The organism is Xanthomonas graminis pv. graminis (genome assembly GCF_030168915.1).
Classification (GTDB): domain Bacteria; phylum Pseudomonadota; class Gammaproteobacteria; order Xanthomonadales; family Xanthomonadaceae; genus Xanthomonas_A; species Xanthomonas_A translucens.
In genome coordinates this window covers 3,449,422-3,461,861 of record NZ_CP076255.1, presented here as the reverse complement: position 1 = coordinate 3,461,861, position 12,440 = coordinate 3,449,422, and the positions used below count along the sequence as shown (strand labels likewise).

General features: G+C 68.1%; 10 protein-coding genes and 1 pseudogene. 7 read left to right on the top strand and 4 right to left on the bottom strand.

The window, feature by feature from the left end; genetic code table 11:
* Nucleotides 1–64: 64 nt before the first annotated feature.
* From KHF85_RS15010 to KHF85_RS15000, 3 genes are all read right to left on the bottom strand, one after another.
* Entirely contained in the window at nt 65–805 is a 741-nt protein-coding gene (locus tag KHF85_RS15010; protein WP_284567272.1) for a phosphoadenylyl-sulfate reductase, read from the bottom strand.
* Nucleotides 802–2,526 carry an assimilatory sulfite reductase (NADPH) hemoprotein subunit gene (gene cysI, locus KHF85_RS15005; RefSeq protein ID WP_284567271.1) on the bottom strand — a complete coding sequence of 575 codons (1,725 nt, stop codon included), beginning with the start codon at nt 2,524–2,526 and terminating at the stop codon, nt 802–804. The genes KHF85_RS15010 and cysI overlap by 4 nt, the downstream gene beginning before the upstream one ends.
* A gap of 114 nt (nt 2,527–2,640) precedes the next feature.
* Nucleotides 2,641–4,512 carry an assimilatory sulfite reductase (NADPH) flavoprotein subunit gene (locus tag KHF85_RS15000; RefSeq protein WP_284567270.1) on the bottom strand — a complete coding sequence of 624 codons (1,872 nt, stop codon included), beginning with the start codon at nt 4,510–4,512 and terminating at the stop codon, nt 2,641–2,643.
* A 176-nt stretch (nt 4,513–4,688) separates the two neighbouring features.
* Between KHF85_RS15000 and cysD the strand changes: the two genes are divergently transcribed.
* The 7 genes and pseudogenes from cysD to KHF85_RS14965 form a co-directional block, all read left to right on the top strand.
* Nucleotides 4,689–5,618, top strand: coding sequence for a sulfate adenylyltransferase subunit CysD (gene cysD, locus KHF85_RS14995; RefSeq protein ID WP_284567269.1), 930 nt, complete (start codon nt 4,689–4,691; stop codon nt 5,616–5,618).
* Between the two features lie 101 nt (nt 5,619–5,719).
* The gene (gene cysN / locus KHF85_RS14990) at nt 5,720–7,678 is read left to right on the top strand and encodes a sulfate adenylyltransferase subunit CysN (RefSeq protein WP_284569568.1); all 1,959 of its coding nucleotides are present in this window, start codon (nt 5,720–5,722) and stop codon (nt 7,676–7,678) included.
* Between the two features lie 222 nt (nt 7,679–7,900).
* On the top strand, nt 7,901–8,458 hold the full coding sequence (locus tag KHF85_RS14985) for a nitrate- and nitrite sensing domain-containing protein (protein ID WP_284567268.1): 558 nt from the start codon (nt 7,901–7,903) through the stop codon (nt 8,456–8,458).
* Nucleotides 8,459–8,773: 315 nt separating this feature from the next.
* The gene (locus KHF85_RS14980) at nt 8,774–9,019 is read left to right on the top strand and encodes a hypothetical protein (RefSeq protein WP_284567267.1); all 246 of its coding nucleotides are present in this window, start codon (nt 8,774–8,776) and stop codon (nt 9,017–9,019) included.
* Between the two features lie 12 nt (nt 9,020–9,031).
* Nucleotides 9,032–9,328, top strand: a complete 297-nt coding sequence (locus KHF85_RS14975; protein ID WP_345782186.1) for a GNAT family N-acetyltransferase — start codon at nt 9,032–9,034, stop codon at nt 9,326–9,328.
* A 409-nt stretch (nt 9,329–9,737) separates the two neighbouring features.
* Complete coding sequence (locus tag KHF85_RS14970) at nt 9,738–10,577, top strand: C1 family peptidase (RefSeq protein WP_284567265.1); 840 nt, start codon at nt 9,738–9,740, stop codon at nt 10,575–10,577.
* A 379-nt stretch (nt 10,578–10,956) separates the two neighbouring features.
* Nucleotides 10,957–11,322, top strand: a pseudogene (locus KHF85_RS14965) (alanine:cation symporter family protein); the annotation flags it as partial.
* Between the two features lie 49 nt (nt 11,323–11,371).
* Here KHF85_RS14965 and KHF85_RS14960 read toward each other — a convergent pair.
* Entirely contained in the window at nt 11,372–12,433 is a 1,062-nt protein-coding gene (locus KHF85_RS14960; RefSeq protein WP_284567264.1) for a hypothetical protein, read from the bottom strand.
* Nucleotides 12,434–12,440: the final 7 nt, after the last annotated feature.

Sequence of the window (12,440 nt, the reverse complement as noted above, 5' to 3'; positions counted from 1 at the left end):
CGACTGAAGTCGCTCCCACAAAAAGGCTTGTGCGGGCCCGCGGAGGACGCGCGGCGCGTTCGCGTCAGATGTCCTCGTGGATGCCGCACTCGCGCTTGAGGCCGAAGAAGCGGGTGTCTTCCTCGCGCATGCCCGGTTCCCAGCGGCGGGTGGTGTGGACGTCGCCGATCGACACGTAGCCTTCTTCCCACAGCGGGTGGTAGGGCAGGCCGTGCTGCTGCATGTACTGCCACAGGTCACGGTCGCTCCAGTCGGCGATCGGATTGATCTTGTAGCGCTCGCCGCGCTTCTGCACGAACGGGGTTTGCGCGCGGCTGTCGGACTGGCTGCGGCGCAGGCCGGTGAACCAGGTGCCGACCTTCAGTTCGTCCAGCGCGCGGCGCATCGGCTCGACCTTGCGCAGGTTGTTGTACTGCTCAATGCCGACCATCCCTTGTTCCCACAAGCGGCCATGGCGCGCTTCCATCCACGCGCGGCTGACCAGCGGCCGGTACACCTTGAGGTTGAGCTTGAGCTTGTCGGTGAGCGCGTCGGCGAAGCGGTAGGTCTCGGCGAACAGGTAGCCGGTGTCGATCAGGATCACCGGGATGTCCGGCAACTGTTGGGTCAGCAGGTGCAGCGTCGCCGCCGATTGCGCGCCGAAGCTCGACGACAGCGCGGCCTGCGCCGGGCCGTGTTCGAGCGCCCAGGCCACGCGCTGCACTGCGCTCATCGGTGCCAGCAATACGTTGGTCGCGTCGAGGTCCAAGTCCGCAATCGGCGCGTTGGCGGAATCGTAGTGGGCGGAGGCGGGCAGGGCGCTCATGCGTGCAGTTCCGAAGGAATGAGGTGACGGTGGGTGGGGTAGGCGGGTAGTGCGACCAGGCCGCTGCGGTGCAGGAAGTCGCCGAAGCCCTCGCCGGGGACGCGTTCGCTGGCGTAGCGCGCGAACAGCGGATCCAGCGCGTCGAGGATTTCCGGCTCGCCGATGTTCTCGCGGTACAGCGTGTTCAGGCGCTGCCCGCGGTGATCGGCGCCGAGCATCAGGTTGTAGCGGCCGGGCGCCTTGCCGACCAGCGCGATCTCGGCCAGATACGGCCGCGAGCAGCCGTTCGGGCAACCGGAGATGCGCAGCAGGATCGGCGCCTCGCGCAGCCCGTGCCGGTCCAGCAAGGGCTCCAGCTTGTCGGCGAAGTCGGGCAGGTAGCGTTCGGCCTCGGCCATCGCCAGGCCGCAGGTGGGCAGCGCCACGCAGGCCATCGCCGCGCGCGCCAGCGCGGTACGCGCCTGATTGCCGATGTCCAGCGCATGCGCGCGTACCAGGGCGTCGATCGCAGCGCGCTGCGCGGCGGGAATGCCGGCGATGACCAGGTTCTGGTTGGAGGTCATGCGGAAATGCACGCCATCGCCGTCGCGCTGCAGCAGTTCGGCGATCTCGCGCAGGCCGCTGAGGTGGCGTGCGCCGGTGTCGTGGTCGGCGATGCGCCCGGCCGGCAGCGACAGGGTCAGGTGCGCGCGGCCGTCATCGCCTTCGCTCCAGCCGTAGCGGTCGCCGTTGTGCTCGAACGCGAACGCGCGGGTCGGTTGCAGCGCGATGCCGGCGCGGCGCTGGATCTCGGCGACCACGACCTCCAGGCCATGGTCGTCGATGGTGTACTTGAAGCGCGCGCGCTTGCGCACGGTGCGGTTGCCGAGGTCGCGCTGGGTGGTGACCACCGCGGTGGCGACATCGATCAGTTGCTCGCGCGCGATGAAGCCGATCACGTTGGCCACGCGCGGGTAGGTCTCCGCGTCGCCGTGGCTGGCGCCCATGCCGCCGCCGATGCTGACGTTGTAGCCGGCCAGTGCGCCATCGGCGCCGGGTACGCCGATGAAGCCCAGGTCGTTGGCGAACACGTCCACGTCGTTGATCGGCGGCAGCGCGAAACCGATCTTGAACTTGCGCGGCAGGTAGGTGTCGCCGTAGATCGGCTCCGGTTCCTGGCCGCTGCCGACGATCTGCTCCTCGTCCAGCCAGATCTCGTAGTAGGCGCGGGTATTGGGCAGCAGGTGCTCGGACACGCGCGCGGCATCGGCGTACAGCGTGGCGTGCGCGCGCGAGGCCAGCGGATTGGCGGCGACCTGCACGTTGCGGTTGACGTCGCCGCAGGCGGCCAGGGTGTCGATCAGCGCGGCGTTGATCGCCTGCATCGTCGCCTTCAGCTCGCGCTTGATCACGCCGTGGAACTGGAACGCCTGGCGCGTGGTCACGCGCAGCGAATGGTTGCCGTAGGTGGTGGCGATGGCGTCGAGCTTGAGCCACTGTTCCGGCGTGATCACCCCGCCCGGCGTGCGCGTGCGGATCATGAACTGGTAGGCCGGTTCGAGTTTCTGCCGGCGGCGCTCGTCGCGCAGGTCGCGATCGTCCTGCTGGTAGCTGCCGTGGTACTTGATCAGGGTCTGATCGTCCTCGCGCAGCGCGCCGGTGACCGGATCGGCCAGGCTCTGCAGCAGCGACCCGCGCAGGCGGCGGCTTTCGGCTTTGATGTCTTCGACGGAGTGGCTCATTTGCGGGACTCGGGACTCGGGACTCGGGACTCGGGACTCGGAAAAGCGCACGATCGCGCACTGAGGCTTTACCGACTTCCGTTCTTCGAGTCCCGAGTCCCGAGTCCCGCCAACTCAATAGACATCGCGCGCATACCGCCCCTCCCGCTGCAGCGAGGTCAGATAGGCGGCCGCGTCCTCGGCGCTGCGCCCGCCGTGTTCGACCACGATCTGCTGCAGCGTGGCGTGCACGTCCTTGCCCATGCCGATCGCGCCGCACACGTACAGGTGCGCGCCGTTCTGCAGCCAGTCGTAGACGTCGCGGCCGTGTTCGCGCAGGCGCTGCTGCACGTAGACCTTGTCCGCCACGTTGCCGTCGCGCAGCGGCTGCAGGTCGCGCGAGAACGCCAGGTCCAGGCGCTGCAGTTCGCCGCTGCGCAGCGCCTGCTGCCATTCGGTCTGGTACAGGAAATCCTGGTTGAAGTGGCGGGCGCCGAAGAACAGCCAGTTGCGGCCGCTGGCGCCGCTCTCGGCGCGCTCCTGTACGAAGCCGCGGAATGGCGCCACGCCGGTACCGGGACCGATCATCAGGATGTCGCGGCTGGCGTCGGCCGGCACCCGGAAACGTTCGTTGGGTTCGATGTAGACCGGGGCGCTGTCGCCTTCGGCCAGAGCCGCCAGATAGCCGCTGGCCGCGCCGCCATGGGTGTGGCCGTGCGCCTGGTAGGCCAGCACATCGACGGTGAGGTGTACTTCGTCGCCGACCCGCTTGCGGCTGGAGGCGATCGAATACAGGCGCGGGGCCAGGGGCCGCAGCGCGTCGAGCAGGGCGCTGTGGTCCCAATCCGCCGGCCAGCGTCGCAGCACGTCGATCACCTGGTGATCGGCCAGCAACGCCGCCAGACCGGCGGTCTGGGTAGGGTCGAGCAGCTGCTCCAGCGCGGGGGCGGCTGAGCGGCGGGCGACCGCGGCCAGGAACGGCCGCGAGGCCCGGGTCAGTTCGCGATGCGCGGCGAGCCACTCGTGCAAGGGCAGAGTCTGCGCATCGACGGTGACGTGGGCATGACCGTCGAGTCGCGTCGCCGTCAAAATGGCCTCGACCAGCGCCGGCGGATTGCGGTGGCGGATGCCCAGCGCGTCGCCGGGTTCGTAGTGCAGGCCGCTGCCGGCCAGCGACAGTTCCAGGTGGCGCACGTCCTTGTCGGCCTGGCCATGCGCGGCGTAGCGCGGACCCTTGAAGTCGCGGCCGCTGATGCGCTGGTTGGCCAGCACCTCGGCGGCGAACGGGCGCGCGTGGTTCCAGGCGGCCGCGGCGGCGCTGCGCAGCGGGGTCACCGTCGCCGATAGCGCGGCCGCGCTCGTCAGCAGTTCGCGCGCCTGCGCCAGCGCCTGGGCGCGCCACGGCGCCGCCACGGTGTCGATGTCCAGGTCGGCTTCGCCCAGCGGCAGCAGCCGCTGCGCGCCGAGTTCGGCCAGGCGCGCATCGATGCGCTTGCCGATGCCGCAGAAGTCGGCGTAGCTGGAATCGCCCAGGCCGAGCACCGCGTACTTCAGTTCCGGCAGCTTGGGCGCGCGGCGGCCCTGCAGGAATTCGACCAGGCCGATCGCGTCGTCCGGCGGATCGCCTTCGCCCTGGGTGCTGATGACCACATACAGCAGGCGCTCGCTGGCCAGTTCGCGGGTCGGGTAGGCATCGGCGCGCAGTAGGCGGACCGTCAGTCCGGCGGCCTCGGCGTCGGCCGCCAGTTGTTCGGCGGCGCGGCGGGCGTTGCCGGTCTGGCTGCCGTAGACAATGCTCAGCCGCTGCGCGCCGTGGCTGGCCGCGGCGCCGCCCGGCAGCACCGCCAGCGACGGCGGTGCGTGGCCCTGGCCCTGGGCCAGGCCGGCAGCATAACCGGACAGCCACCACAGGCTGGCCGCATCCAGCCCCTCCACCGTCCGCGCCAGCAGCGCCTTGCGCTCGTCGGGCAAGGGGCTGGGCGGCAACGCGGGCGAGGCGGCGGTCATGACCGGTCCGGGTGGGGAGAAGGGATGAATGATGTTAGGGATTCGTTGCGCGAGGCAGAAAGGAGCAGGGGTTATCGGCTTATGCCCCCCGCTTATTTCAATGCCCGCAAGCTGCAGCACACACTGCCGGCCCCGGTCGCCGCGGTCGCTGCTACCCTCGGCACGTCCCCTTTCCAATGAGTCTTGCGTTGTCCCCGAAGCATTCTTCCGCCCTGTCCCACCTCGACCGGCTCGAGGCCGAGAGCATCCACATCCTGCGCGAGGTGGCCGCCGAGTTCCGCAATCCGGTGCTGCTGTATTCGGTGGGCAAGGACAGTTCGGTGCTGCTGCATCTGCTGCTGAAGGCGTTCGCGCCGGCGTCGCCGCCGATCCCGCTGCTGCATGTGGATACGCGTTGGAAGTTCCGCGAGATGATCGCGTTCCGCGACCGCCGCGCCGCCGAAACCGGGGTGGACCTGCGCGTGCACATCAACCCCGACGGCGTCGCCCAGAACATCGGCCCGTTCACCCACGGCGCCACCGTGCACACCGACGTGATGAAGACCCAGGGCCTGAAGCAGGCGCTGGACCAGGGCAAGTTCGACGCGGCGATCGGCGGCGCGCGCCGCGACGAGGAGAAGGCGCGAGCCAAGGAGCGGGTGTTCTCGTTCCGCAACGACAAGCATCGCTGGGACCCGAAGAACCAGCGTCCCGAGCTGTGGAATCTGTACAACGCCCGGGTCCATGCCGGGGAGAGCGTGCGCGTGTTCCCGTTGTCCAACTGGACCGAGCTGGACATCTGGCTGTACATCTACCGCGAGTCGATTCCGGTGGTGCCGCTGTATTTCGCCGCCGAGCGCCCGGTGGTGGAACGCGACGGCGCGCTGATCATGGTGGACGACGCGCGGCTGCCGCTGCGCGACGGCGAAGTGCCGCAGCTGCGGCAGGTGCGCTTCCGCACCCTGGGCTGCTATCCGCTGACCGGCGCGGTCGAGTCGCAGGCCGACACGCTGGAAAAGATCATCGCCGAGATGCTGCTGACCACCACCTCGGAGCGGCAGGGGCGGGTGATCGACCAGGATCCGGGCGCGTCGATGGAGCAGAAGAAGTTGGAGGGGTATTTCTGATGGGGATGAAAACGGGACTCGGGACTCGATCAGACGCCGGGACCCGGGACTCGGGACTCGGCGTAAAGCCGGGATCAGGGAATGGGGATCCGGTGCCGGATATGGTCGGCCGCGGCCGATCACCTGTAGCCCCCGTGGGCCCGCAGTTCGCGGCATCCTCCGAGTCCCGAGTCCCGAGTCCCGAGTCCCGCAGCGACAACATCGCCGCCTACCTGCAGCAACACGAACAAAAACCCCTGCTGCGCTTCATCACCTGCGGCAGCGTCGACGACGGCAAGAGCACCTTGATCGGGCGCCTGCTGTACGACAGCAAGCGCCTGTTCGACGATCAGCTCGCCGCGCTCAGCACCGACAGCAAGCGCCACGGCACCCGTGGCGGCGAGATCGACTACGCGCTGCTGCTGGACGGCCTGGCCGCCGAGCGCGAGCAGGGCATCACCATCGATGTGGCCTACCGCTATTTCGACACGGACCAGCGCAAGTTCATCGTCGCCGATTGCCCCGGCCACGAGCAGTACACCCGCAACATGGCTACCGGCGCGTCCACCGCCGATGTGGCGGTGGTGCTGGTCGATGCGCGCAAGGGCCTGCTGACCCAGACCCGCCGCCACAGCTACATCGTCTCGCTGCTCGGCATCCGCCATGTGGTGCTGGCGGTCAACAAGATGGATCTGGTCGATTTCAATCAGGCCACGTTCGATGCGATCGTCGCCAGCTACCGTGCGCTGGCCGCGCAACTGGGCATCGCGCACGTGCAATGCATCCCGCTGTCGGCGCTGGACGGCGACAACCTGTCGCAGCGGTCCGCGCGCACGCCGTGGTACGACGGCCCGGCCCTGATCGAACACCTGGAAGGCCTGGACCTGGCCGCGCGCGACGCCGACAGCGGCCTGCGCCTGCCGGTGCAGTGGGTCAATCGCCCGCACCAGCAGTTCCGCGGTTTCGCCGGCACGCTCGCCGCCGGCCAGGTGCGGCCTGGCGATGCGGTGGTGGTGCTGCCGTCGGCGCGCCGCTCCACCGTCGCAAGAGTGCTCGACGGCAACGGCGACGTGGACCAGGCCGTGGCCGGGCAGGCGGTGACGCTGACCCTGGCCGACGAGATCGACATCAGCCGTGGCGACGTGATCGCCGCCGCCGCCGACCCGCCGGAAGTGGCCGACCAGTTCGCCGCGCATGTGCTGTGGATGGACGATGCCGCGCTGCTGCCCGGCCGTCCGTACTGGCTGAAGCTCGGCACGCGTACGGTGTCGGCCAGCGTCAGTGAGATCAAGCACCGCATCGACGTCAACACGCAGGAGCGGCTGGCCGCCAAGCGCCTGGAATTGAACGAGGTCGGCTACTGCAACCTGTCGCTGGACGAGGCGATCGCGTTCGCGCCGTACGCGCGCAACCGCGCGCTCGGCAGCTTCATCCTGATCGACCGGCAGAGCAACGCCACCGTCGCCGCCGGCACGCTGGATTTCGCCTTGCGCCGCGCCGGCAACGTGCACTGGCAGCACCTGGACGTGGACCGCGCCGCGCGTGCGAAGATCAAGGGCCAGGCGCCGAAGGTGTTGTGGTTCACCGGACTGTCCGGCGCCGGCAAGTCCACCGTCGCCAACCTGGTGGACAAGCGCCTGCACGCGCTCGGCTATCACACCTTCATCCTCGACGGCGACAACGTGCGCCACGGGCTGAACCGCGATCTTGGCTTCACCGACGAGGACCGCGTGGAGAACATCCGCCGCGTCGCCGAGGTGGCGCGGCTGATGGCCGACGCCGGGCTGATCGTGCTGGTCAGCTTCATCTCGCCGTTCCGTGCCGAACGGCGCATGGCGCGCGAGCGCTTCGCCGCGGGCGAGTTCGTCGAAGTGTTCGTCGACGTGCCGCTGCACGTGGCCGAAGCGCGCGACGTGAAAGGGCTGTACGCCAAGGCCCGCGCCGGGCAGATCCCCAACTTCACCGGCATCGATTCGCCGTACGAGGCGCCGCAACAGCCGGAGCTGCACCTGCACGCGGACGGCGAAAACGCCCAGGCGCTGGCGGCGCAGGTGCTGGCCTGGCTGGACGCGCACGACTGAGCGGCGCCGCGGCCATCGCGGCACACGCGGCGCAGGCGCAGATGCGCCACTCGTGCTGGCCAGTGTCCGTCCAGCCACGGCCGGCGGCAGCGATGCGCAAAGCGTGCTTCAGTCAGCGTCAGCGCAGCCGCTAGGGTTTGGGGGTCGCAATGACGTGCGATGTCTCGGGCATGACGCCTGCGGCTGATCGGATCAGTGGGCTTGCTGGCGACACTGGTGACCTTGGCGTTCTTCGTGCCGTTGCTCGGCAGGGAAGTGGACTTCGTGCGCAAGGAACGCATCGGCGCGCAGGCCATCGGGTCGGCGGTCGAGCTTGCGGCGCAGATGCAGCGCCATCGCGGCAACATGAACCGGCTGCTCAATGGCGATGCCGGCGCGCGCAAGGCGGTGGGGGAAGCCCGTGCCGGCGCGGCCAAGGCCATCTCCGCACTCGATGCCTATTTCGACTGGGCCGGCCGCGAGCTCGGGCTTGGCCAACGCTGGGCGGCATTGCGCGACGCTTGGCGCGCACTGGAGCAGGACAGCGAGTCGCTTTCGCCGCAGCAGAGCTTCGCCCGGCATACCGCGCAGGTGGAAGGGCTGCTCGATTTCGTCTCGGCGCTGGCGCAGCTCAGCAATCTCGCGCTCGATCCCCGGGTCGAGTCGTACATGCTGGTGAACAGCGTGACCCGGCGCTTGCCGGCCTATATGGAGCGGATCGGGGTGATGCGCGGCCAGGGTGCCGGCGCCCTGGCCGCGGGCGACAATTCCAGTGCGGTCCGCGAGAATACGCCGCGGTAGCCCAGCCGCCGCAGCAGGCGCATCTGCCGCGCGAAGCGCGCCGGCGCGACGCACAGGCTGCGGTATACCTGCAACTGCCGTGGCGCCTGCGCGATGTTGTGGTACATGACGATCGGAATACGTGCCGCAGCGGGGGAGATCGCGGAATGCATCGGACGGCTCGGGACGATCGTGCAAGGAAGGGCGCGCTGCATTAGCGCGCGCAAACCTTTCGCCGGCCTGTCGTGTGCGCTGGCAGCAGCGCGGACGTTGCGCGCGCGCGTCGCCTGGTTGCGCCGCGGTATGCCCGGATGCCCCTCTGCAGGAGCGCCGCCGATGCCAGATGACCCCAGCGCCACGGCGTGGCGCGATCTGCGCCTGAGCATCGACGGCATGCAACTGCGCCGTTGGCGCGGCGACGATCCCGATGCGCTGCTGCGCCATGCCGACGCTGCGCAGGTGGTGCGCGGCCTCAGCGAACGCTTCCCGCATCCGTATACGCGCGCCGACGGCGAGGCGTTCCTGGCCGGGTGCTTGGTCGAGCTGCGCCATCCGCTGCTGGCGATCGAGATCGACGGCTAGGCCTGCGGCAGCATCGCCTTGCGTCCCGGGCGTGGCGCGCGCGCGCATGTCGGTGAACTGGGCTATTGGCTGGGGTGCCGTTACTGGGGCCAGGGGCGGATGACGCGGATCGTCGCCACGTGTCTGGACTGGGCGATCCCCGCACTTGGATTGCTGCGCATCGAACCCAGCGTGCTGGACAGCAACCCGGCCTCGGCGTGGGTGCTGGAAAAGAACGGCTTCGTCCGCGAGGGCGTCCGCCGCGGCGCGCTGCGCAAGCATGGGCGCTTGCACGACCTCTACCTATTCGGCCGCATACAGGCGCCTTAGTGCGGCGCGCCGCATCGCCGCCGGCGATGATGGAGGCGTGGATGCGGGTTTTCCGGCTCGCTATGCGGTTGCCGAGGGCACATGGTCGTGGCCACGGGTGCCAGAGGCGCTAGGGTCGGCATGCGTCGCCCGCGTGACGCCGAGGCTTCTATGGCGATCGCACGCGGACAGTTCGCCGGTGTGCCTGCCGAGACGGTATCTCGATTTGCGGAGGTTGTGCTGAATTATCGCGTTTCAACGCGTATTCGGCCAAGCCTTCCTTTCGCGCTTTCGCCACGCTTCGCGGTGCCAGCCGTGTGCGCGCTCGGCGACGAGGACATGCATGGACATGCATGGCCGTTGCGATCGCGATACCTCATCTGGCAACCGCCGGTTGTCGAAACAATGACTTTTCAAAGGAGAGAACATAATGAAGAACACACGCCTGACCTGGTCCGGTCTCATCTGCCTCGCGGGCCTGTCTTGCGCGGGCCTGGCGATGGCCGACAACGCGCGACATGGCATGGGCGCAATGTTGCCGAAGCTGCGACAGCCGGTGACCATGCCCGAGGTGAGCGCCGCGAACATCGCGTCTGCACTGCCGAGCAGCGTCGACCTGAGCCGCTGGGCGGTGGCGATCGGCGATCAGGGAACTGTCAAATCATGCGTGGCGTGGACCGTCGCCCATGACCTCGCCGGTTGGTATGCCAATTTCAATGGGAAAAGCGTCAACCTGTTCGCCCCGATGTACCTCTATTCCCAGATAAACGGCGGCGTCGACGATGGGGCTGATACGATGGACGCGTTTCGTCTCTCGATCGAGCAGGGGATCGATACCGAGCATGACTATTTCCAGGGCAACTACGACTGGAATGCTCTGCCGACCGACGCTGAGCGCGCGAATGCGGCAAGATTCAAGCCGCAGTTGTTCAAGGACTATACCGTGCTGTTCTCCGACGACAACGCCAACGGCGGCAGTGCACTCAGCAACGCACTGAAGGCGGCGCTGGCGAATCATCAGCCGGTCGCGATCGGCCTTCCGGTGCGCCCTGGATTCGACAATCTGTCCCCCAGCAACCCGGTCGATAGAGACAGCAGCGGCAAGATCCGGGGCTATCATGAAGTTCTCGCGGTTGGCTACAACGCCGATGGACTGCTCATCCAGAACCACTGGGGCACCCAGTGGGGCAACAAGGGCTATGGCATCCTCGCCTGGAGCGTGGTGGAGCACGATGTCGATGAGGCAACCGTCGCCACAGCGAATCATTGAAGTGAATGCCGCGGCTGGTGCATTGCGCACCGGAGCGAGGTGGTGAGTACACGCTGGATGCGGAAGGATCGGCGCAGGCACGATCCTTCCGTCAGGTCGGTCATGTCGGAGCCGTGATCGGGAGCAGTTCTGCGCTGTTTCACGCGGAAGAATCATGCCGGTTCGGTGAGCATTCGTGCGGCGGTTTGCCGCGAGCACGATTCCTATCCCGTCTCGCCGCGCATTCGCATGCGGCAGGATCGCGCGAGCTGGTTAAGCGCCAGGCATCCTTCGGATGCACCAGGATGCGACGGCGGCCTGCGCGCAGATCGCACTTGCACGGTGGCGCCCGCTCGCCGCGTGCACCTCTGGAGCGAGATGCATTTGGCAGTCAGCGCCGATCCATGCACATTACGACATGGCCGAGACCAACCTCAGCTACATCAACCGCAACCGCAACCGCAACCGCCGCCGTCCGCTCAGCGTGCTGGTGCTGCGCCTGGGCATCCTTGGCAGGGTGGTGTTCGGCGCGTTCCACGACGCCAGGCTGGCGTGGTCGCTGGGCGACATCGGCGTGGGCCTGATGGCCTGGCGCAACAGCATCGCCATCCTGATCCTGCAGAAGCCGGCGCTGCTGGCGCTGCGCGACTACAAGCGACAGAAGAAGGCGGGCCTGGACCTGGTGTTCGATCCGCCGCCGCTGGGCATCAAGAACGCCGATCTGTGGCGCGAAGGCCTGGTGCCGCCCGCGCCGCGCGGCGAATGAGCGCCACGCGGCCTTGCATGCGGTGTCATGCCCTTGGGACAGAACGCGATCAGTAGAAGAGCGTCGCCGAGGTGGAGGTGGTCTGCACATCGTAGTCGCACTGCACGTCGAGTCCGGAGCTTTGGTCCAGCGCGCGCCACGGTGGCGACCGCACGCGGTTCATTTGGTAGTCGTACACACCGATATTGGTGAACGTGATGCTGCCTTCCGGCGGGTACTGGTCGCAACTGTCCAGGTAATAAACCTCCAGCGCGCCGCCCATCACCAGGTGCGAGTCCGAATCGATGTCGTACGTGGTACTGAGGCTTACGCTCTGGCCAGTGGTGACGTTGCGGGTGTCGACGTTCCAGTCATAGCACGGGCTACCGGTGCCGCAGGTCGCATACATGTCGCCTACGATCTGATCGCCTGTCTTGGCCGGAATGAAATCGCTGCTCCACACCGTGCCGTCCTGGCAGCAGTTCCAGCTGCTCAGATCCCAGCCGTTGTTTTCGCCGCGGTAGCCCATTACCGGCTGCAGGATCGTTGGATCATCGCTCTGCAACCCAGGGAAGAAGTACACCACCTGTCCCGCCACGTTGGTCGGGTTCTGCGGCACTATCCAGCTCGCCACGATGCGTCCGAGCGGCGTGCCGGTGTGGTAGCCGCCGATATTTATATAGCCGTGGGGGATCGGCGGCGGCACCGAGCGGCGCGACCTTGATGCTGCCAGCGCCGCAGTGCTCCGCACCTGCTGGCCCTCGATGCCGCGTCCGTCGGGCCGCACCCGGGTGCCGTTGGCAGTGAAGTTGTCCTGGGTACAGGCCTGCGCCGGTTCGCGCGTGCCATTGGCGTGTTTCAGGCTGCCGTCCTTGAGGATGCGCTCGCCGTTGTGGATCTGACGGACGCAGGCAGGCGGGAAGTAGCCGAACGGGGTCTGCACGTAGTCGTCGGGGACGCCTGCAGGTTTGTGCTCGGCGGGCAGGGCGCCGACCCGCGCCAGACGCGCATCGGGCGAGGATGTCTGCGCCAGCGCGGTGGCGCTCAGGCCCATCAGGGGCAGCAATAGCAGCAGCGCGGCGCAGGCGCGGCGGCGTGCCGCCGAGGGCGCGGTACGGTGATCGAAGTGCATGGAATCG

Bases quoted from the DNA above. Each gene is read 5' to 3' on its own strand.
- KHF85_RS14970 (WP_284567265.1), top strand. From the start codon at position 9,738: ATGAAGAACACACGCCTGACCTGGTCCGGTCTCATCTGCCTCGCGGGC.
- KHF85_RS14960 (WP_284567264.1), bottom strand. From the start codon at position 12,433: ATGCACTTCGATCACCGTACCGCGCCCTCGGCGGCACGCCGCCGCGCC.
- cysI (WP_284567271.1), bottom strand. From the start codon at position 2,526: ATGAGCCACTCCGTCGAAGACATCAAAGCCGAAAGCCGCCGCCTGCGC.
- cysD (WP_284567269.1), top strand. From the start codon at position 4,689: ATGAGTCTTGCGTTGTCCCCGAAGCATTCTTCCGCCCTGTCCCACCTC.
- KHF85_RS15000 (WP_284567270.1), bottom strand. From the start codon at position 4,512: ATGACCGCCGCCTCGCCCGCGTTGCCGCCCAGCCCCTTGCCCGACGAG.
- KHF85_RS15010 (WP_284567272.1), bottom strand. From the start codon at position 805: ATGAGCGCCCTGCCCGCCTCCGCCCACTACGATTCCGCCAACGCGCCG.
- KHF85_RS14980 (WP_284567267.1), top strand. From the start codon at position 8,774: ATGCCAGATGACCCCAGCGCCACGGCGTGGCGCGATCTGCGCCTGAGC.
- cysN (WP_284569568.1), top strand. From the start codon at position 5,720: ATGGTCGGCCGCGGCCGATCACCTGTAGCCCCCGTGGGCCCGCAGTTC.